The organism is Actinoplanes octamycinicus (assembly GCF_014205225.1).
GTDB lineage: Bacteria > Actinomycetota > Actinomycetes > Mycobacteriales > Micromonosporaceae > Actinoplanes > Actinoplanes octamycinicus.
This window is the reverse complement of record NZ_JACHNB010000001.1, coordinates 9,793,284-9,814,041: the sequence shown is the minus strand read 5'-3', so window position 1 is coordinate 9,814,041 and position 20,758 is coordinate 9,793,284. Positions and strand designations below refer to the sequence as shown.

The window sequence follows — 20,758 nt, the reverse complement described above, 5'->3', positions numbered from 1 at the left end:
GGAACCTGGGCGTGCGGGGCGAGAGTGGAAGCACCGCGCGGATAGGGTGACGCGCGTGGTGACGCGAATTCCGGTGCAGGGTGACCGTCCGTATGACGTGATCGTCGGGCGGGAGTTGAACGGCGAGCTGCCGGGACTGATCGACGGCGCGGCGCGGGTGGCGGTCATCCATCCGCCGACGCTGCGGGAGCGGGCCGAGGCGGTCGCCGCGGTGACCGGCCGGCAGACCGTGCTGATCGAGGTGCCGGACGCCGAGGCGGGCAAGACGGTCGAGGTCGCCGCGCGGTGCTGGGACGAGCTGGGCGCGGCCGGGTTCACCCGGACCGACGTCGTCGTCGGGGTCGGCGGCGGCGCCACCACCGACCTGGCCGGCTACGTCGCCGCGGCCTGGCTGCGCGGCGTCCGCTGGATCCCGGTGTCCACGTCGGTGGCCGGCATGGTGGACGCGGCGGTCGGCGGCAAGACCGCGGTCAACATCGCGGCCGGCAAGAACCTGGTCGGCGCCTTCCACCCGCCGGCCGGCGTGCTCTGCGACCTGGACGCGCTGGACACCCTCCCGCGGGAGGACATCGCGGCCGGCCTGGCCGAGGTGGTCAAGGGCGGGTTCATCGCCGATCCGCGGATCCTGGAGCTGGTCGAGGAGCACCCGGCGGCGGCCCTCGATCCGCACAGTGACGTGCTGCGCGAGCTGATCGAGCGGAAGATCCGGGTGAAGGCCGACGTGGTCGGGGTGGATCTCAAGGAGTCCGGGCTGCGGGAGATCCTCAACTACGGGCACACGCTGGGTCACGCGATCGAGCGCCGGGAGAAGTACTCCTGGAAGCACGGGCACGCGGTGGCGGTCGGCATGGTGTTCGCGGCGGAGCTGGGCCGGTTGTCCGGGCGGCTGGACGACGCCACGGCGGCCCGCCATAAAAAGATCTTGGAAACCCTGGACCTGCCCACGACGTACGCTGAAAGCGCCTGGACCGAGCTGGCGGCCGGGATGCGCGTGGACAAGAAGACGCGGGCCGCGACCTTGCGGTTCGTGGTCCTGGACGGCTTGGCGCGACCGGGCATTCTCGCCGGTCCGGCCGACGACCTGCTGCGGGAGGCCTACAAGGCGGTGGCGCGATGATCTATGTGCTGAACGGGCCGAACCTCAACCGGCTCGGCACCCGGGAGCCGGACATCTACGGCAAGACCACATATCAGGACCTGGTCGACATGTGCCAGACCGTCGCCGACGACCTCGGCGCGTCCGTCACGATCAGGCAGACCAACGCCGAGCACGAGATGCTCGAGTGGCTGCACGCGGCCGCCGACGAGGGCGCCGACGTGGTGCTCAACCCGGGCGCCTGGACGCATTACAACATCGCGATCCGGGACGCCTGCGCGATGCTGCGGGGCAAGCTGATCGAGGTGCACATCTCGAACGTGCACCAGCGGGAGGAGTTCCGGCACCATTCGGTCATCTCGGCGGTGGCCACCGGGGTGATCGCCGGGCTCGGTATCGACGGTTACCGGCTCGCTTTGGAGCACATCTGCCGGTAGACCCGATTCGCCCTCACCAGGTCCTCGCCGGTAAAGTGGTTCGGTCAACGATTCGCGTCAAGATCAAGGCAGGACATGGCTTCCACCAACGACCTGAAGAACGGCCTGGTTCTCAACCTCGACAAGGAGCTGTGGTCCGTCGTTGAGTTCCAGCACGTCAAGCCCGGTAAGGGTCCGGCCTTCGTGCGGACCACGCTGAAGCACGTGCTGTCCGGCAAGGTCGTCGACAAGACCTTCAACGCGGGCACCAAGGTCGAAACCGCGACCGTGGACAAGCGCACGATGCAGTATCTGTACCAGGACGGCGACGACTACGTCTTCATGGACCTGGACACCTACGACCAGATCCACGTCTCCGGCGCCACGGTCGGTGACAACGCCAACTACCTGCTGCCCGAGGCCGAGGCCACGGTGGCGCTGCACGAGGGCGTCCCGCTCTACATCGAGCTGCCGACCAGCATCTTCGTCGAGGTCACCTACACCGAGCCGGGCCTGCAGGGCGACCGCTCGACCGGTGGCACCAAGCCGGCGACGATCGAGACCGGCGCCACGGTTCAGGTTCCCCTCTTCATCACCACCGGTGAGAAGATCAAGGTCGACACCCGCGACGGCCGCTACCTCGGCCGCAGCTGATGGCGGAAGGTCCCAAGAAGGAGCGACTTGCGCGCCGCAAGGCGCGCAAGCGGGCGCTGGACGTCCTCTTCGAGGCCGACATGCGCGATCTGCCGCCGGGTCAGGTGCTGGTCACCTACCTCGACCGGATCGCCAAGCCGCACCCGGAGCACCTGGGCTACGCGACGACCCTGATCGAGGGCGTCGCGAAGCACCTGGACCGGATCGACGAGCTGATCGCGAGTTACGCCGAGGGCTGGACGATCGACCGGATGCCGGTCGTCGACCGCAACCTGGCCCGGATCGCCGTCTACGAGCTGCTCTACGAGCCGGACGTGGACGACCCGGTGGCGATCACCGAGGCGGTGGAGCTGGCGAAGGAGATGTCGACCGACGACAGCCCGCGCTTCCTCAACGGCTTGCTCGACCGGATCGCCGCTTTCGCAACAAGGTAAGAAAAGCGCAAAACGGCCTGGACCGCTGGCGGTCCGGGCCGTTTGTCATTTCTGGAGAGCAGACAGGCTTCCGGTACGAAGAAAGCCCGCGCCGATCTGGGGGGGCCGGCGCGGGCTCGGTGGTTCGTGGGCCGCAACCGGCTCAGCTGGCGAAGAACGCCCGCGGGTCAGCGACCAGGACACCCTGCTCGGTCAGGCGCTCGATCAGGCCGGACGGCGAGATGTCGTAGACGATGGCGAGGGCGCGCAGGTCGTCGGCGCGGATCGACAGCACCCGGCCGTTGTAGTCGCCACGCTGCTGCTGGATGGCCCGGGCGTACCGCGCCACGTAGGCGAGGTCCTCACCGGTGGTGTCGTAGAGCTTCTCGAGGTCCAGCACGATCTTGTTGGTCGCCTCGAGGCGGATGCCACTGCCGTCGGGCAGCAGCTCGGAAACCGGCACACGGTAGAAGTCGGCCAGTTCGGCCAGGCGCGAGACGGTCACCGCACGGTCGCCACGCTCGTACGAGCCGACGACGACGGCCTTCCACCGGCCGTTGGACTTCTCTTCGACTCCCTGCAGGGACAGGCCCTGCTGTTGGCGAATGGAGCGCAGGCGAGCGCCCAGCGACTTCGCGTACTCAGACGGCATTCGGACACTCCCAGTACTGTGCTGTGCCTTCCCGGAGGGTTCTTCCTCACGGATCGCTACGCTGCGTGACGGTACGGAGTTTGCGACCGCCGGTCAAGTGTTGGTTACCGATGAGTCGTGCGGGCCGCACCAAAGTTACCGGCTGTATCCCTAGTTGCAGAATTTGTCCGCTTTGTCTGCGGGTCAGGCAGGTCACCCTGGTCAACGCCCCGTCCACTGGTAACGTAGCGTCAGCCATCGGGCCGGATCTCTCCGGAAATCGGCCCGATCCCGACGTCCTTTAACGACCCGTCCCGTGAGGCGGGGAAGGAGGTCCGCCGTGGCGCAGCCACGCGCAGACGCGCCCAGCAAGATCATTTTGGCCGGGTCCGACCTGTCCCGGGTCGTCGACCGGATCGCCCACCAGATCCTGGAGAAGACGTCCGGCGCGACCGGCACGGTGCTTCTCGGCATCCCGACCCGCGGCGTCCCGCTGGCGCACCGCCTGGCCGCCCGGATCCACGCCTTCGAGGGCGTCGAGGTCCCGGTCGGCTCCCTGGACATCACGCTCTACCGCGACGACCTGCGCCTGCAGAAAACCCGCGCGCTCGGCAAGACCGAGCTGCCGGCCGGCGGCATCGACGGCCTGCGGGTGATCCTGGTCGACGACGTGCTCTTCTCCGGCCGCTCGGTGCGGGCCGCCCTGGACGCCCTGCAGGACCTCGGCCGGCCCAGCTCGGTGCAGCTCGCGGTGCTGGTCGACCGCGGTCACCGGCAGTTGCCGATCCGCGCCGACTACGTCGGCAAGAACATTCCGACCGCGCTCAGCGAGAGCGTCAAGGTCGCGCTCACCGAGACCGACGGCGCCGACGAGGTCCGACTGATCGGAGGCCTTCAGTGATCAAGCACCTGCGCTCCGCCGCCGACCTGGACGCCGAGACCGCCACGCTGATCCTGGACACCGCCGGCGAGATGGCCGCGCTCTCCGGGCGCGAGGTGAAGAAACTGCCCGCGCTGCGCGGCCGGACCGTGGTGAACCTCTTCTACGAGGACTCCACCCGGACCCGGATCTCCTTCGAGGCGGCCGCCAAGCGGCTCTCCGCCGACGTGATCAACTTTTCGGCGAAGGGGTCCAGCGTCTCCAAGGGCGAGAGCCTGAAGGACACCGCGCTGACCCTGCAGGCGATGGGCGCCGACGCGGTGGTCATCCGGCACTCGGCGAGCGGCGCCCCGCACCGGCTGGCCGGCTGGGTGGACGGCTCGGTGGTGAACGCCGGCGACGGCACCCACGAGCACCCGACCCAGGCGCTGCTGGACGCGTACACGATGCGCTCCCGCCTGGGCCGCCTGGACGGCCTGCGGGTGGCCATCGTCGGCGACGTGCTGCACAGCCGGGTGGCCCGGTCCAACGTCCTGCTGCTCACCACCCTCGGCGCGCAGGTCACCGTGGTCGGCCCGCCGACGCTGATCCCGGTGGACGTGGCCGCGGCGCTGTCCGACAAGCTCCAGGTCTCCTACGACCTCGACGAGGTCCTGCCGGACAGCGACGTGGTGATGATGCTCCGCGTGCAGACCGAGCGGATGCAGGACTCCTACTTCCCGTCCGCGCGCGAGTACAGCCGCCGCTACGGGCTCGACGTGCCGCGGCTCAAGAGGCTGCCGGAGCACGCGATCGTCATGCACCCCGGCCCGATGAACCGCGGGATGGAGATCGCGCCCGAGGTGGCCGACTCACCCCGCTCCACGATCGTCGAACAGGTCGCCAACGGCGTCAGCGTCCGGATGGCCGTCCTCTACCTGCTCCTGGGAGGCAAGTGATGGCGTACCTGCTCAAGGGCGTCTCGATTCTCGGTGGAACGCCGACGGATCTGCATATCGCAGATGGCGTCATCTCCGACAAAGCGGAGAAGGGCGCCGAGGTGATCGACGCGACCGGCCTGGTGGCCCTGCCCGGTCTGGTCGACGTGCACACCCACCTTCGCGAGCCCGGACGGGAGGACGCCGAGACGGTCGAGACCGGCTCGCGCGCCGCCGCCCTGGGCGGTTACACCGCCGTCTGCGCGATGGCGAACACCTCGCCGGTCGCCGACACCGCCGGCGTGGTCGAGCAGGTCTGGCGGCTGGGCCGGGAGGCCGGCCTGGTCGATGTGCAGCCGATCGGCGCGGTCACCGTCGGGCTGGCCGGCAAGCAGATGGCCGAGCTGGGCGCGATGGCCACCTCGGCGGCCAACGTCCGGATCTTCTCCGACGACGGCTTCTGCGTCGCCGACCCGAAGCTGATGCGCCGCGCGCTCGAATACGTGAAGGCGTTCGACGGCGTGATCGCCCAGCACGCCGAGGAGCCCCGGCTCACCGAGGGCGCGCAGATGCACGAGGGCGAGGTCAGCACCCGGCTCGGCCTGACCGGCTGGCCGGCGGTCGCCGAGGAGGCGATCATCGCCCGGGACGTGCTGCTCGCCGAGCACGTCGGCAGCCGCCTGCACGTCTGCCACGTCTCCACGGCCGGTTCGGTCGAGGTGCTGCGCCAGGCCAAGGCCCGCGGCGTCCGGGTCACCGCCGAGGTCACCCCGCACCACCTGCTGCTGACCGACGAGCTGGCCGCCGGTTACGACCCGGTCTTCAAGGTCAACCCCCCGTTGCGTACGGCCGCCGACGTCGCCGCGCTGCGCCAGGCGCTGCTGGACGGGGTGATCGACGTGGTCGCCACCGACCACGCCCCGCACGCGGTGCAGGACAAGGAATGCGAGTGGTCGTACGCCCGGCCGGGCATGCTGGGGCTGGAGACGGCGCTGCCGATCGTGCTGAGCGTCTTCGGCGAGAAGTGGGACCTGATCGCCGACCGGATGTCGATCGCGCCGGCCCGGATCGCCGGGCTGGCCGGGCACGGCGGCGACCTGACCACGGCCGGCACCCCGGCCAACCTCACGCTGGTGGACCCGACGGCGCGCCAGGTCGTAGACCCGGCCGGGCTGGCGAGCCGCAGCAGGAACACGCCGTACGCGGGTATGACCCTGCCCGGTCGCATCGTGGCGACCTTCCTGCGGGGAGAAGCAACTGTGCTGGACGGGAAGGCGGTCAAGTGACCAAGGCGATTCTGGTGCTGGAGGATGGGCGTTCCTTCTCCGGCACGGCTTACGGCGCCGTGGGGGAGACCTTCGGCGAGGCGGTCTTCACCACCGGCATGACCGGTTACCAGGAAGTGCTGACCGACCCGTCGTTCCACAAGCAGGTCGTGGTGCAGACCGCGCCGCAGATCGGCAACACCGGCGTCAACGACGAGGACGACGAGTCGGACCGGATCTGGGTCTCCGGCTACGTGGTCCGCGACCCGGCCCGCCGCCCGTCCAACTGGCGCTCGAAGGGCGACCTGGGCGAGCGCCTGGCCGCCGAGGGCGTGGTCGGGATCAGCGGCATCGACACCCGGGCCCTGACCCGGCACCTGCGCGAGCGCGGCGCCATGCGGGTCGGTGTGTCAAGCGTCGATCTGGACCCGCAGTCGCTCCTGACAAAGGTGCTCGACCAGCCGCAGATGCTCGGCGCCGACCTCTCCGCGCAGGTCACCACCGGGTCGAAGTACACCGTCGAGGCCGAGGGCGAGCACCGCTACACGGTCGCCGCGCTGGACCTGGGGATCAAGCGCAACGTCGCCCGCCGGCTGGCCGCCCGCGGCGTGACCACGCACATCTTCCCGGCCTCCTCGTCGATCGAGGACCTGCTGAAGGTCAGCCCGGACGCGGTGTTCTTCTCGCCCGGCCCGGGTGACCCGGCCACCGCCGACGGCCCGGTCGCGCTCGCCCAGGAGGTGATGCGCCGCCAGGTGCCGCTGTTCGGCATCTGCTTCGGCAGCCAGATCCTCGGCCGGGCGCTCGGCTTCGGGACCTACAAGCTCGGGTACGGCCACCGCGGCATCAACCAGCCGGTGCTCGACAAGACCACCGGCAAGGTCGAGGTGACCAGCCACAACCACGGGTTCGCCGTCGACGCCCCGCTGAACCAGGTGATCGACACCGACTTCGGCGGCGTCGAGGTCTCCCACGTCTGCCTCAACGACAACGTGGTCGAAGGGCTGCGCGGCATCGAGGTGCCCGCGTTCACCGTCCAGTACCACCCCGAGGCCGCCGCCGGCCCGCACGACGCGGACTACCTGTTCGACCGCTTCGTGGAACTCGTCGAGAAGAAGGGCTGAGTTCAGTGCCGAAGCGTGAAGATCTCAAGCATGTGATGGTGATCGGCTCCGGCCCGATCGTCATCGGCCAGGCCTGCGAGTTCGACTACTCCGGCACCCAGGCGTGCCGGGTGCTGCGCGAGGAGGGCATCCGCGTCTCGCTGGTCAACTCCAACCCGGCCACGATCATGACCGACCCGGAGTTCGCCGACGCCACCTACGTCGAGCCGATCACCCCGGAGTTCGTCGAGCTGGTCATCGCCAAGGAGCGCCCGGACGCGATCCTGCCCACCCTGGGCGGCCAGACCGCGCTGAACACCGCGATCGCCCTGCACGAGAGCGGCGTCCTGGAGAAGTACGGCGTCGAGCTGATCGGCGCCAAGGTCGACGCCATCCGCAAGGGCGAGGACCGGCAGCTGTTCAAGGAGATCGTCGCCAAGGCCGGCGGCGAGACCCCGCGCTCCCGGGTCTGCCACTCGATGGACGAGGTCCGCGAGACGGTCGCCGAGATCGGCCTGCCGGTGGTCATCCGGCCGTCGTTCACCATGGGCGGCCTCGGTTCCGGCATGGCGCACAGCGACGAGGACCTGGAGCGGATCGCCGGCGCCGGCCTGGCCGCCTCCCCGGTGCACGAGGTGCTGATCGAGGAGAGCGTGCTCGGCTGGAAGGAGTACGAGCTCGAGCTGATGCGCGACAAGCACGACAACGTCGTGGTCGTCTGCTCGATCGAGAACGTCGACCCGATGGGCGTGCACACCGGCGACAGCGTCACCGTGGCCCCGGCCATGACGCTCACCGACCGGGAGTACCAGAAGCTGCGGGACCTGGGCATCGCGGTGCTCCGCGAGGTCGGCGTGGACACCGGCGGCTGCAACATCCAGTTCGCGATCAACCCGGACAACGGCCGGCTCATCGTGATCGAGATGAACCCCCGGGTGTCCCGCTCGTCGGCGCTCGCCTCCAAGGCCACCGGCTTCCCGATCGCCAAGATCGCCGCGAAGCTGGCCATCGGCTACACCCTGGACGAGATCCCGAACGACATCACGCTGCAGACGCCGGCCGCCTTCGAGCCGGCCCTCGACTACGTGGTCGTGAAGATCCCGCGCTTCGCGTTCGAGAAGTTCCCGGGCGCGGACAAGGAGCTCACCACCACGATGAAGTCGGTCGGCGAGGCGATGAGCCTGGGCCGCAACTTCGCCGAGGCGCTGAACAAGGCGATGCGCTCGATGGAGACCAAGGCCGGCGGATTCTGGACCACCGCCGACCCGGAGGAGTCGCTGGACGACGTCCTCGCCGCGCTGAAGGTGCCGCACGACGGCCGGCTCTACACCGTCGAGCGGGCGCTGCGGATGGGCGCGACGGTCGAGCAGGTGCACGCCGCCAGCGGCCGGATCGACCCGTGGTTCCTGGACGAGATCAAGGCCCTGGTCGACCTGCGCGCCGAGATCCTGGCCGCGCCGGTGCTGGACGAGGAGCTGCTGCGCAAGGCCAAGCGGTCCGGGCTCTCCGACAAGCAGCTCGCCGCGCTGCGGCCGGAGCTGGCCGGCGAGGACGGCGTTCGCGCGCTGCGCCACCGGCTGGGCCTGCGGCCGGTCTACAAGACCGTGGACACCTGCGCGGCCGAGTTCGCCGCGAACACGCCGTACCACTACTCGTCCTACGACGAGGAGACCGAGGTCGCCCCGAGCGACCGGCCCAAGGTGCTGATCCTGGGCTCCGGGCCGAACCGGATCGGGCAGGGCATCGAGTTCGACTACTCGTGCGTGCACGCCGTCCAGGCGCTGCGCTCCGCTTCTCCTTCCGGGTTCTCCGGCGCAGCCGGCAAGGAAAGCACAGCCTTCGAGACCGTGATGGTCAACTGCAACCCGGAGACGGTCTCCACCGACTACGACACCGCCGACCGGCTCTACTTCGAGCCGCTCACCTTCGAGGACGTCCTCGAGGTGTTCCACGCCGAGGACAGCTCCGGCAAGGCGGCCGGCGGCCCCGGCGTGATCGGCGTGATCGTGCAGCTCGGCGGCCAGACCCCGCTCGGCCTGGCGAACCGGCTCAAGGCGGCCGGCGTGCCGATCGTCGGCACCTCGCCGGAGTCGATCGACCTGGCCGAGGACCGTGGCCTGTTCGGCGCGCTGCTGGCCGAGAACGGGCTGCGCTCGCCGGAGCACGGCACCGCCACCTCGTTCGAGGAGGCCAAGGCGATCGCCGACGCGATCGGCTACCCGGTGCTGGTCCGCCCGTCGTACGTGCTGGGCGGCCGGGGCATGGAGATCGTCTACGACGAGCCCACCCTGAAGGGCTACATCGAGCGGGCCACCGAGATCTCCCCGGACCACCCGGTGCTGGTCGACCGGTTCCTGGACGACGCCGTGGAGATCGACGTGGACGCGCTCTGCGACGCCACCGGCGAGGTCTACCTGGGTGGCGTGATGGAGCACATCGAGGAGGCCGGCATCCACTCCGGCGACTCGGCCTGCTCGCTGCCGCCGATCACCCTGGCCGGCTCGCACATGGCCGAGGTGCGCCGCTACACCGAGGCGCTGGCCCGCGGCATCGGCGTGCGTGGCCTGATGAACGTGCAGTACGCCCTCAAGGACGAGCAGCTCTACGTCCTGGAGGCCAACCCGCGGGCGTCGCGGACCGTGCCGTTCGTCTCCAAGGCGACCGGCGTGCAGCTGGCCAAGGCGGCGGCCCGGATCATGCTCGGCGCCACCATCGCCGAGCTGCGGGCCGAGGGCATGCTGGTGGCCGACCGGGACGGCGGGTCGGTCCCGGCGCACGCCCCGATCGCGATCAAGGAAGCGGTGCTGCCGTTCAAGCGGTTCCGCACGCTGGCCGGCAACAACGTGGACAGCCTGCTCAGCCCGGAGATGAAGTCGACCGGTGAGGTGATGGGCATCGACGCCGGCTTCGGCCAGGCGTTCGCCAAGTCGCAGGCCGCGGCGTACGGATCGCTGCCCACCAGCGGCAAGATCTTCGTCTCGGTGGCGAACCGGGACAAGCGGTCGATGATCTTCCCGGTCAAGCGGCTCGCCGACCTGGGCTTCACCATCGTCACCACGGCCGGCACCGGCGAGGTGCTGTCCCGCTACGGCATCGACTGCGAGATCGTCTCCAAGCACTACGAGGGCGCCGAGCGGAACGCGGTCGAGCTGATCCTGGCCGGCGAGATCGCCCTGATCATCAACACCCCGCAGGGCTCCGGCGCCAGCGCCCGCCAGGACGGGTACGAGATCCGCAGCGCCGCGGTCACCGCCGACACCCCGTGCATCACCACGGTCCCCGGCGCGGCCGCCGCGGTGATGGGCATCGAGGCGCTGATGCACGGCGACATGAGCGTGCGGCCGCTGCAGGACCTGCACAAGGTGCTTCGGAGCGACCTGGCATGAACCTCTTCCGCAACGCCGTCCGGCCGGTGCTCTTCCGGCTGGGCGGCGGCGACGCCGAGTCCGCGCACGAGTGGACGCTGCACCGGCTCGCCTCGATGCCGCCGGCCGCCCGTGAGGTGATGCGCCGCCGCTACGCGTTCTCCGCCCCGGTCGACGCGTTCGGCGTGCGCTTCCCGAACCGGGTCGGCCTGGCCGCCGGGATGGACAAGAACGGCCTGGCGCTGCCCGCCTGGCCGGCGCTGGGGTTCGGCTTCGTCGAGGTCGGCACGGTGACCGCCAAGGCGCAGCCGGGCAACGACAAGCCGCGCCTGTTCCGGCTCCGGGACAGCGAGGCGATCATCAACCGGATGGGCTTCAACAACGCCGGCGCGGCCGCCCTGGCCGCGCGCCTGGCGGAGCTCGGCCCGATCGGGGTGCCGCTCGGCATCTCGCTGGGCAAGTCCAAGGTCACCCCGCTGGACCAGGCGGTCGAGGACTACGCGGAGTCCTATCGGCTGCTGCGCCCCTACGCCGACTACATCGCGGTCAACGTCTCCTCGCCGAACACGCCCGGTCTGCGCAGTCTCCAGGATCGGGACTCGATGACGGAGATCCTGAAGGCGCTCAGCGGCGACGTCCCGGTGCTCGTGAAGATCGCCCCGGACCTGACCGAGCCGGCCATCGCCGAGCTGCTCGAGGTCTGCCTGGAGCACGGCGCGGCCGGGCTGATCGCCACCAACACCACCCTGGCCCGAGACGGGCTCGCCCCGGGCGACCAGCACCTGGCCGCCGAGTCCGGCGGGCTCTCCGGCAAGCCGCTCACCGAGCGGGCCCGCGAGGTGGTGGCGTTCGTGCACGGCGAGACCGGCGGCCGGCTGCCAATCATCGGGGTCGGCGGGATCATGTCGGCCGACGACGCCTCGCGGATCCTGGACGCCGGCGCCAGCCTGGTGCAGCTCTACTCCGGGTTCATCTACAAGGGCCCGGACCTGGTCAAGGCGGTCGCCCAGGGCGCCCGCCCGTCCCGCGCCACGACCGCGCGATGAGCCCGGCCGAGCGCGACCTGCTTGCGCTCGACCGGGCGCACGTCTGGCACCCGTACGGGCCGATGCCGGGCACCGGCGACCCCTACCTGGTGGAGAGCGCTGCCGGGGTCCGGCTGCGGCTGGCCGACGGCCGGGAGCTGGTTGACGGCATGTCCTCCTGGTGGGCCGCCGTGCACGGGTACCGGCACCCGGTGCTGGACGCGGCGCTCGCCGAGCAGGCCGGCCGGATGAGCCACGTGATGTTCGGCGGGCTCACCCACGCGCCGGCCATCGAGCTGGCCAGCACGCTGGTCGAGCTGACCCCGCCCGGCCTGGAGCACGTCTTCCTCTGCGACTCCGGCTCGATCGGGGTCGAGGTGGCGATCAAGATGGCGCTCCAGGCGCAGCGGGCGCTCGGCCGGCCGGGGCGGCGCAAGCTGGCCACCTGGCGCGGCGGCTATCACGGGGACACCTTCCACCCGATGAGCGTGTGTGACCCGGAGGGCGGGATGCACTCGCTCTGGACCGGGGTGCTGCCGGCCCAGGTGTTCGCCGACGCGCCGCCGGCGGAGTACCTCCCGGAGTACGCGGACGCGCTGCGGGAGATCGTCGCGAAGAACCAGGACGAGATCGCGGCGGTGATCATCGAGCCGGTCGTCCAGGGCGCCGGCGGGATGCGCTTCCACGACCCGGAGTACCTCACCGTCCTTCGCGAGATCACCGCCGAGCACGGCATCTTCCTGATCTTCGACGAGATCGCCACCGGCTTCGGCCGGACCGGGCGGTTCTTCGCCGCCGGGCACGCCGGGGTCAGCCCGGACATCATGTGCCTGGGCAAGGCGCTGACCGGCGGCTACCTGACGCTGGCCGCGACGCTCTGCACCCCGGAGGTGGCGCGGGCGATCTCGGCGGGGGAGGGCGGCGGGCTGATGCACGGGCCGACCTTCATGGGCAATCCGCTGGCCTGCGCGGTGGCGAACGCCTCGCTCGGGCTGCTCCGCGACGGCGGGTGGGCTCGGCGCGTACCGGAGATCGAAAGCTCTTTGACGAGCGGCCTGGAACCGCTCCGCGGCGCGCCCGGGGTCGCCGACGTGCGGGTCCTCGGCGCGATCGGGGTGGTCCAGCTGGACCACCCGGTGGACATGCGGCGGGCGACCGCGGCCGCCGTGGCCGAGGGCGTGTGGCTGCGGCCGTTCCGGGACCTGATCTACACGATGCCGCCCTATGTCGCGGACGACGACGACGTGGCGCGCATTACCCGAGGAATCGCCGCGGCCGTAGCGGCTAGCTGACACGAGAGAGGTAATTGCTCCATGGAAACCTTCGGCGAACGGCTCCGTACCGCTATGGATCAACGGGGTCCGCTGTGCGTGGGCATCGATCCTCATGCCGCTCTGCTGGCCCGCTGGGGCCTCTCCGACGATGTCGCCGGCCTGGAACGCTTCGCCCGTACGGTGGTCGAGGCGCTGGCCGATCGGGTGGCCGTGCTGAAGCCGCAGTCGGCGTTTTTTGAGAGATTTGGGTCACGTGGCGTCGCGATTCTTGAGTCAACTATCCGACAGTCCCGAGAAGCCGGAGCGCTTGTTCTTCTCGATGTGAAGCGGGGCGACATCGGTTCGACGATGGCCGCGTACGCGTCCGCCTACCTCGATCCGGCGAGTACTCTGCGCGCCGACGCGATTACTGTGAGTCCTTATCTCGGAGTCGGCTCGCTGCGGCCGGCATTCGATCTCGCGACCGAAACCGGCGCCGGAATTTTCGTCCTGGCACTGACGTCAAACCCGGAAGGCGCTTCCGTCCAGCATGCCGTCAGCCCTGGTGGGAAGACCGTCGCGCAGACCGTGATCGACGAGATTTCCCAGCTCAACGCGGGTGTGAGCACTCTCGGAAGTTTCGGGCTGGTGGTCGGCGCAACGATCGGAAAGACCGGTCACGAGCTTTCCTCGGTGAACGGTCCGCTGCTCGCGCCGGGCCTCGGAGCGCAGGGCGGAACACCCGATGACCTGCGCGCGGTCTTCGGCGAAAGCCTGCACAACGTGTTGCCGTCGTACTCACGGGAAGTCCTCGCGGCGGGCCCGGAAATCGGTGATCTCCGGGCCGCGGCGGACCGTGTTCTGGGCGAGGTGCGCACCGCGCTCGGGTGAAACCCGCTGCGTATCCGGGTGCGGGCCGGGGTACCCCGACGTTGCCGAACGCGCCGATGACCGCTAGTTTTCCCGGCGCCGGGAACCACATGCCCCTTTGGTTCCCTGGCACACCACGTTTCACAGAAGCGCCGGTATTGAACTACCGCCGCGATAGGGACCTGAGGAGAACTGGTGCCGCTCCCGTCACTGAGCCCCGAGCAGCGCGCTGCCGCGCTGGAGAAGGCTGCGGAAGTTCGCAAGGCTCGGGCTGAGCTGAAGGAACAGCTCAAGTCCGGCAAGACCACCCTCGCCGCCGTGCTGGACCGCGCGGAGGCCGATGAGGTCGTCGGCAAGCTGAAGGTCTCGGCCGTGCTTCAGGCGCTGCCGGGCATCGGCAAGATCCGCGCGACCCAGATCATGGAGAAGCTGAAGATCGCCGAGAGCCGCCGGCTCCGGGGTCTCGGCGACCAGCAGCGCAAGGCCCTCCTGGGGGAGTTCGCTGCGAACTGACTCATCGGCTCGTGTAGGAATGAGCCGTGAGCATGGATGACGACGCGCGCCCGGCAGCCCGCCTCACCGTCCTGTCCGGCCCCTCCGGGGTCGGCAAGGACAGTGTGATCGAGCTGATCCGGGCGCGCTCGCCTTGGATCCGGTTGTCGGTGTCGGTCACGACACGCAAGAAACGCGACTACGAGACCGACGGCGAGCACTATCACTTCGCAACTCGCGCCGAGTTCCAGCGCCTGATCGACGGCGGTCAGCTACTGGAGTGGGCGGAATTCGCCGGCAACCTGTACGGCACGCCTCGCGCGCAGGTCGAGGGCTGGCTCATGGAGGGCCGGCCCGTTCTGTTGAAGATCGACCTGCAGGGCGCCCGCCAGGTGCGGGCCGCCATGCCGGAGGCCCAGCTGGTCTTCCTGGCCCCGCCCAGCGTCGAGGAGCTGCAGCGCCGGCTGATCGGCCGGGGCACCGACGACCCGGAGACGATCAAGCGCCGGCTCGCCCACGCGGACGAGGAGCTGGCCGCCGAGTCCGAGTTCGACGTCACCGTGGTGAACGACTTCGTCGAGCGGGCCGCTGACGAGCTGGTAGGCTTGCTCGGTTCGTTATACCTAGCCCACGAGCATTAAGGATTCACCACAGTGGGAACTGTCGCCAACCCCGAGGGCATCACCAACCCGCCGATCGACGAGCTGCTCGACAAGACCTCGTCGAAGTACTCGCTGGTGATCTTCGCGGCCAAGCGCGCCCGCCAGGTCAACGCCTACTACAGCCAGCTCGGCGAGGGTCTGCTCGAGTATGTGGGGCCCCTGGTCGAGACCACCCCGCAGGAGAAGCCGCTCTCCATCGCGATGCGGGAGATCAACGCTGGTCTGCTGACCGCCGAGTCGACCGACCACCCGTAAAGGGTCCGCGCGTTCGTCCGATCCCGTGTCCAGCTCCTGGGCGCGGGATCGACTGCTATCCGAGGTGAGAATCGGTGACTGAGGTCGTTCTGGGGGTTTGTGGGGGCATCGCCGCCTACAAGGCGTGCGAGCTGCTGCGACTGTTCACCGAGTCCGGCCACGGCGTCCGGGTGGTGCCGACCGCCTCGGCGCTCAAGTTCGTCGGCGAGCCGACCTGGGCCGCCCTCTCCGGCCGCCCGGTCGCGACGCAGGTGTGGGACGACGCCCACGAGGTGCCGCACGTGCGGATCGGCCGCGCCGCCGAGCTGGTCGTGGTCGCCCCGGCCACCGCCGACATCCTGGCCAAGGCGGCCCACGGGATCGCCGACGACCTGCTCACCAACACCCTGCTCACGGCCACCTGCCCGGTCGTCTACGCGCCGGCCATGCACACCGAGATGTGGGAGAACCCGGCCACCCGGGCCAACGTGGCGACCCTGCGCTCCCGCGGCGCCCTGGTGATCGAGCCGGCCGTCGGCCGCCTCACCGGCAAGGACACCGGCAAGGGCCGCTTGCCTGAGCCTTCGGCGATTTTCTCGTACGCCCTCCGCGCCCTGGCCGCCGCGCCGGATCTGGCCGGCCGGCACGTCGTGGTGACCGCCGGCGGCACCCGCGAGCCCCTCGACCCGGTTCGCTTCCTCGGCAACCGCTCGTCCGGCAAGCAGGGTTACGCCCTGGCCCGGGCCGCCCTGGCCCGCGGCGCGCGGGTGACGCTGATCGCGGCGAACGTGTCGCTGCCCGACCCGGCCGGCGCCGACCTGATCCGGGTGGGCACCACCGAGGAGCTGCGCAAGGCCACCGTCGAGGCGGCCGCGTCGGCGGACGTCGTGGTGATGGCCGCCGCGCCCGCCGACTTCCGCCCGGCCACCGTCGCCGAGCAGAAGATCAAGAAGACCGAGGACGGCCTGCCCGCCCCGATCACCCTGGTCACGAACCCGGACATCGCCGCCGAGCTGGGCGCGGCCAAGCTGCCCGGGCAGATCCTGGTGGCGTTCGCCGCGGAGACCCACGACGCGCTGGAACACGCCCGGGCGAAAATGCGGAAGAAGCGTGCGGATCTCATCGTGGTGAATGAGGTGGGCGTCGATCGGGTCTTCGGCCAGGATCGGAACACCGTTACTGTGCTGGGCGCGGACGGCTACACCGAGGCGCTCGAGGAATTATCCAAAGACGATGTATCCGATAGGATCTTGGACCACGTCGTGGGCAGGCTCGATGCCCAGGTCGGTGACGGTCGGCCGGTCTGATTAGACTTCCGCGTTACCTGTATTCGACAACTGAGGAGCACCGTGGCACGCCGCCTGTTCACTTCCGAGTCGGTCACGGAAGGCCACCCGGACAAGATCGCTGACCAGATCAGCGACGGGATTCTCGACGCCCTGCTCGCGCAGGACCCGCGGAGCCGTGTCGCGGTCGAGACCCTGATCACCACCGGCCAGGTGCACGTAGCGGGCGAGGTCACCACCCAGGCCTACGCCGACATCCCCAAGATCGTGCGCGACACCATCCTGGCGATCGGTTACGACTCGTCGAAGAAGGGCTTCGACGGCGCCAGCTGCGGCGTCAGCGTCTCCATCGGCTCGCAGTCGCCGGACATCGCCCAGGGCGTGGACAGCGCGATCGAGCTGCGCGAGGGCGACTCCGAGCACATCCTGGACCAGCAGGGCGCCGGCGACCAGGGCATGATGTTCGGCTTCGCCTGCTCGGAGACCCCCGAGCTGATGCCGCTGCCGATCGCGCTCGCACACCGGCTGGCCCGCCGGCTGTCCGCGGCGCGCAAGGACGGCACCATTCCGTACCTTCGCCCGGACGGCAAGACCCAGGTCACCATCGAGTACGACGGCCTGCGCCCGGTCCGCCTGGACACCGTCGTGGTCTCCTCGCAGCACGCCGCGGACATCTCGCTGGAGTCGCTGCTCACCCCGGACGTGCGCGAGCACGTGATCGGCCCCGAGCTGGAGGGCCTCGGCCTGGAGACCGAGGGCTACCGTCTGCTGGTCAACCCGACCGGCCGCTTCGAGATCGGCGGCCCGATGGGCGACGCCGGCCTCACCGGCCGCAAGATCATCGTGGACACCTACGGCGGCTACGCCCGGCACGGCGGCGGCGCCTTCTCCGGCAAGGACCCGTCCAAGGTCGACCGCTCCGCGGCGTACGCGATGCGCTGGGTCGCCAAGAACGTGGTCGCCGCCGGCCTGGCCGAGCGCTGCGAGACCCAGGTCGCCTACGCGATCGGCAAGGCCCACCCGGTCAGCCTGTTCGTGGAGACCTTCGGCACCGAGAACGTGCCGGTCGAGCGGATCGAGAAGGCCATCACCGAGGTCTTCGACCTCCGCCCGGCCGCGATCATCCGCGACCTGGACCTGCTCCGCCCGATCTACCAGCAGACCGCCGCCTACGGCCACTTCGGCCGGGAGCTGCCGGACCTCAAGTGGGAGAGCACCGACCGCGCCCAGGACCTGAAGAACGCCGCGTCCTGACGCTGCCTTTCGCGAAGCCGGTGCCCCCAGGGGCGCCGGCTTCGTCCGTTCCCGACCGGGTAGCCCGCCACGAGGCACTGCGCGGCTGGGGGGTGCTCCGGCCGTACCGAAACCGGCCAACCGCGAGCACCGCAACCCGGACGGCACAGCAACCGTGAGGAACAGCGGTGATGCTGCGACCACGGTGACCAGCGGCGGGCAATGGGTGGCGGCCGCGACCGTGAGTGCCGGCGGTGGTGTCTGGCGCCAGCGGTGACCAGCGGGCGGGCAGTGGGTGGCGGCCGCGACCGTGAGTGCCAGCGGCGGCGTCTGGCTGCCGGCGGTGACCAGCGGCGGGCAGTGGGTGGCGGCCGCGACTGTGAGTGCCGGCGGTGGTGTCTGGCTGCCAGCGGTGACGAGCGGCGGGCAGTGGATGGCGGCCGCGACCGTGAGTGCCAGCGGCGGCGCCTGACGGTGACCTGCCTGGCCCACTGATCCCGGCCGGCTGCCGCCGTGCCCTCGCCTGCGACCGGAATTGTCGGAGGGGGCGGGCAGAATGTTCGGCGATGGGGACCAAGAGTGTGCGTGCGGAGCGGGAGCCGGCGGAGCGTCTGCCGGTGGCCCGGGTGTGTGTCGACGTGCCGTTGCCGCACCTGGACCGGCCGTTCGATTATCTGGTCTCCAGCGCCGACGACGAGGCGGCGCAGCCCGGCGTGCGGGTGAAGGTGCGGTTCGCCGGCCAGCTGGTCGGCGGGTTCCTGCTGGCCCGGGCCGAGGCCTCGGAGCATCAGGGCCGGCTGGCCTTCCTGGAGAAGGTCGTCTCCCCGGAGCGGGTGCTCGACCCGGAGGTGGTCCGGGCCGCCCGGGCCGTCGCGGACCGCTATGCGGGGAGCCTGGCGGACGTGCTGCGGCTCGCGGTGCCACCCCGGCACGCACGGGTGGAGTCGCAGGCGGCCCCGCCCAGGTCGCGGCACGATCCCGCGGCCGGCGCGGCCACGAGCGGCGTGGCGGGGGACGGCATCGCGGCGGACCGGCCGGAGGCGGCCGCGGCGGAGCGGCCAGAGGCGGCCGTGGCGGAGCGGCCAGAGGCGGCCGTGGCGGGGCAGCCCGGAGTGGGCGTGGCGGGGCAGCCCGGAGCGGGCGTGGCGGACCAGCCGGCGGCGGTCGCAGCGGGGCAGCCCGCAGCGGTCCCGGCGGGTCAACTGGAGGCGGTCGCGGCGGGGCAGCCCGGGGTGGCCGCAGTGGCCGAGCCCGAGGCGCTCGCGACGGGAGCCGGTGAGGGCCCCGGCGGGCGGCAGCAGTCAGCGGTGCCGGCGTCCGGTGAGGGTGACCCGGCTGCCGAGGGCCCGCCCGCTTTCCGCCCGCCCGCCGCGGGTGGCTGGGACGCTTATGCGGCCGGCCCGGCCTATCTGCGGGCCCTGGAGGACGGCCGCGCCCCCCGGGCGGTCTGGTCGGCGCTGCCGGGCGAGGACTGGCCGCTCCGGATCGCGGAGGCGGCCGCGGCCACCGTGCGCGGCGGCCGGGGCGTGGTCATCGTGGTCGCCGACGCGCGTGACCTGGACCGCGTCGACCGCGCGCTGACCGAGGTGCTCGGCGCCGGCCGGCACGTCGCGCTGAACGCGGCGCTCGGCCCGGCCGAGCGCTACCGGCGGTTCCTCGCCGCCAGCCGGCATCAGGTGCCGGTGGTGGCCGGCACCCGGGCCGCGATGTGGGCCCCGGTCGCCGACCTGGGCCTGGTGGTGATCTGGGACGACGGCGACGACCTGCACGCCGAGCCCCGCTCGCCCTATCCGCACGCCCGCGACGTGCTGCTCACCCGCGCCCGGCTGGCCGACTGCGCCGCCCTGGTCGGCGGTTTCGCCCGGACCGGCGAGGGGCAGCTGCTGCTGGAGACCGGCTGGGCCCGGGAGATCGTCGCGGACCGGGGCGTGCTCCGCCGCCGGCAGCCGATGATCTCGCCGACCGGCGACGATCCGCAGCTGGCCCGGGATCCGGGCGCGGTGACCGCACGGCTGCCGAGCGTGGCCTGGCAGGCGGCTCGGGGCGCGTTGCAGGCCGGCGCGCCGGTGCTGGTCCAGGTGCCGCGGCGGGGTTACCTGCCGGCGGTGGCCTGCGTGGAGTGCCGAAATCCGGCCCGTTGCCCGAAATGCTCCGGTCCACTGGCCCTGCACAGCGCCCGGGACGTGCCGGTCTGCCTGTGGTGCGGACGGAACTTCCCGGCCTACCAGTGCCCGGTCTGCGGCGAGCGGCGGCTGCGCGCGTCGATCATCGGCGCCCGGCGGACCGCCGAGGAGCTGGGCCGGGCGTTCCCGGGTGTGCCGGTGCGCACCTCCGGCCGGGACGAGATCTTGGACACGGTCCCGGGCGGGCCGGCCATGGTCGTGGCCACCCCGGGCGCCGAGCCGGTGGCCGCCGGGGGCTACGGCACGGTGCTGCTGCTGGACACCTGGGCGCTGCTCAGCCGGGCCGATCTGCGGGCCGCCGAGGAGACCATGCGCCGCTGGCTGAACGCGTCGGCGCTGGCCCGTCCCGGCTCGGAGGGCGGCAAGGTGATCGTGGTGGCGGACGGCTCGCTGGCCCCGGTGCAGGCCCTGCTGCGCTGGGACCCGGGCTGGTTCGCAGCCCGTGAGCTGGCCGAACGCCGCGAGTTGGGTTTCCCGCCGGCGGCTCGGATGGCCAGTGTCACCGGCCCGGCGCCGGCTGTCGCCGAGTTGCTCGGCATCGCCGACCTGCCGGACGGCACCGAGCAGCTGGGCCCGGTTCCGGCCGGCGACGAGCAGGAGCGGATGCTGTTGCGGGTGTCCCGGTCCCGGGCCGCCGACCTGGCGCACGCGCTGCACGTGGCCGCCGGGGTGCGCAGCGCCCGCAAGGCGGCGGTCCCGGTCCGCATCCAGGTGGACCCGGCCGACCTCTTCTAGGTCCGTAGACTGTGTTAGCCGTTTTCTTAGACTGAGGAGTTCCGC

At 71.0% G+C, this 20,758-nt stretch carries 19 protein-coding genes; 18 read left to right on the top strand and 1 reads right to left on the bottom strand.

Features of this window, described 5'->3' with window-relative positions; translation table 11 throughout:
* Window positions 1-55 precede the first annotated feature (55 nt).
* From aroB to nusB, 4 genes are all read left to right on the top strand, one after another.
* Window positions 56-1,117 (top strand): 3-dehydroquinate synthase, encoded by a 1,062-nt coding sequence (gene aroB, locus BJY16_RS44545; RefSeq protein WP_373873418.1) that lies wholly within the window; start codon window positions 56-58, stop codon window positions 1,115-1,117.
* Complete coding sequence (gene aroQ / locus BJY16_RS44540; RefSeq protein ID WP_185045724.1) at window positions 1,114-1,533, top strand: type II 3-dehydroquinate dehydratase; 420 nt, start codon at window positions 1,114-1,116, stop codon at window positions 1,531-1,533. The genes aroB and aroQ overlap by 4 nt, the downstream gene beginning before the upstream one ends.
* 75 nt (window positions 1,534-1,608) lie before the next feature.
* Window positions 1,609-2,166 (top strand): elongation factor P, encoded by a 558-nt coding sequence (gene efp, locus BJY16_RS44535; RefSeq protein WP_185045723.1) that lies wholly within the window; start codon window positions 1,609-1,611, stop codon window positions 2,164-2,166.
* A complete protein-coding gene (gene nusB, locus BJY16_RS44530; RefSeq protein ID WP_185045722.1) occupies window positions 2,166-2,600 on the top strand; it encodes a transcription antitermination factor NusB in 435 nt (144 codons plus the stop codon). The genes efp and nusB overlap by 1 nt, the downstream gene beginning before the upstream one ends.
* A gap of 142 nt (window positions 2,601-2,742) precedes the next feature.
* Here the strand turns inward: nusB and bldD are convergent, their stop codons facing one another.
* Window positions 2,743-3,231, bottom strand: a complete 489-nt coding sequence (gene bldD / locus BJY16_RS44525) for a transcriptional regulator BldD (RefSeq protein WP_014446326.1) — start codon at window positions 3,229-3,231, stop codon at window positions 2,743-2,745.
* A 295-nt stretch (window positions 3,232-3,526) separates the two neighbouring features.
* Here bldD and pyrR point away from each other — a divergent pair, with 295 nt between their 5' ends.
* The 14 genes from pyrR to BJY16_RS44455 all read left to right on the top strand — a co-directional run bounded on the left by pyrR (window position 3,527) and on the right by BJY16_RS44455 (window position 20,713).
* Entirely contained in the window at window positions 3,527-4,111 is a 585-nt protein-coding gene (gene pyrR / locus BJY16_RS44520; RefSeq protein WP_373873417.1) for a bifunctional pyr operon transcriptional regulator/uracil phosphoribosyltransferase PyrR, read from the top strand.
* Entirely contained in the window at window positions 4,108-5,028 is a 921-nt protein-coding gene (locus BJY16_RS44515) for an aspartate carbamoyltransferase catalytic subunit (RefSeq protein WP_185045720.1), read from the top strand. The genes pyrR and BJY16_RS44515 overlap by 4 nt, the downstream gene beginning before the upstream one ends.
* On the top strand, window positions 5,025-6,293 hold the full coding sequence (locus BJY16_RS44510; RefSeq protein ID WP_185045719.1) for a dihydroorotase: 1,269 nt from the start codon (window positions 5,025-5,027) through the stop codon (window positions 6,291-6,293). The genes BJY16_RS44515 and BJY16_RS44510 overlap by 4 nt, the downstream gene beginning before the upstream one ends.
* Complete coding sequence (carA, locus tag BJY16_RS44505; RefSeq protein ID WP_185045718.1) at window positions 6,290-7,396, top strand: glutamine-hydrolyzing carbamoyl-phosphate synthase small subunit; 1,107 nt, start codon at window positions 6,290-6,292, stop codon at window positions 7,394-7,396. Before BJY16_RS44510 ends, carA begins: the two co-directional genes overlap by 4 nt.
* Window positions 7,397-7,401: 5 nt before the next feature.
* On the top strand, window positions 7,402-10,761 hold the full coding sequence (gene carB, locus BJY16_RS44500; protein ID WP_185045717.1) for a carbamoyl-phosphate synthase large subunit: 3,360 nt from the start codon (window positions 7,402-7,404) through the stop codon (window positions 10,759-10,761).
* The gene (locus tag BJY16_RS44495) at window positions 10,758-11,786 is read left to right on the top strand and encodes a quinone-dependent dihydroorotate dehydrogenase (protein WP_185045716.1); all 1,029 of its coding nucleotides are present in this window, start codon (window positions 10,758-10,760) and stop codon (window positions 11,784-11,786) included. Before carB ends, BJY16_RS44495 begins: the two co-directional genes overlap by 4 nt.
* Window positions 11,783-13,057, top strand: coding sequence for an adenosylmethionine--8-amino-7-oxononanoate transaminase (locus tag BJY16_RS44490; protein ID WP_185045715.1), 1,275 nt, complete (start codon window positions 11,783-11,785; stop codon window positions 13,055-13,057). The genes BJY16_RS44495 and BJY16_RS44490 overlap by 4 nt, the downstream gene beginning before the upstream one ends.
* Before the next feature lie 21 nt (window positions 13,058-13,078).
* A complete protein-coding gene (gene pyrF, locus BJY16_RS44485; RefSeq protein WP_185045714.1) occupies window positions 13,079-13,909 on the top strand; it encodes an orotidine-5'-phosphate decarboxylase in 831 nt (276 codons plus the stop codon).
* Window positions 13,910-14,083: 174 nt separating this feature from the next.
* Window positions 14,084-14,401 carry an integration host factor, actinobacterial type gene (gene mihF / locus BJY16_RS44480; RefSeq protein WP_014693418.1) on the top strand — a complete coding sequence of 106 codons (318 nt, stop codon included), beginning with the start codon at window positions 14,084-14,086 and terminating at the stop codon, window positions 14,399-14,401.
* A 32-nt stretch (window positions 14,402-14,433) separates the two neighbouring features.
* Entirely contained in the window at window positions 14,434-15,021 is a 588-nt protein-coding gene (gmk, locus tag BJY16_RS44475; RefSeq protein ID WP_185046963.1) for a guanylate kinase, read from the top strand.
* 12 nt (window positions 15,022-15,033) lie between these two features.
* On the top strand, window positions 15,034-15,297 hold the full coding sequence (gene rpoZ, locus BJY16_RS44470) for a DNA-directed RNA polymerase subunit omega (protein WP_185045713.1): 264 nt from the start codon (window positions 15,034-15,036) through the stop codon (window positions 15,295-15,297).
* A 74-nt stretch (window positions 15,298-15,371) separates the two neighbouring features.
* Window positions 15,372-16,583 (top strand): bifunctional phosphopantothenoylcysteine decarboxylase/phosphopantothenate--cysteine ligase CoaBC, encoded by a 1,212-nt coding sequence (gene coaBC, locus BJY16_RS44465; RefSeq protein ID WP_185045712.1) that lies wholly within the window; start codon window positions 15,372-15,374, stop codon window positions 16,581-16,583.
* Window positions 16,584-16,625: 42 nt separating this feature from the next.
* Entirely contained in the window at window positions 16,626-17,816 is a 1,191-nt protein-coding gene (gene metK, locus BJY16_RS44460) for a methionine adenosyltransferase (protein WP_185045711.1), read from the top strand.
* A 545-nt stretch (window positions 17,817-18,361) separates the two neighbouring features.
* Window positions 18,362-20,713 (top strand): primosomal protein N', encoded by a 2,352-nt coding sequence (locus tag BJY16_RS44455; RefSeq protein WP_185045710.1) that lies wholly within the window; start codon window positions 18,362-18,364, stop codon window positions 20,711-20,713.
* The last annotated feature ends 45 nt before the right edge of the window (window positions 20,714-20,758 follow it).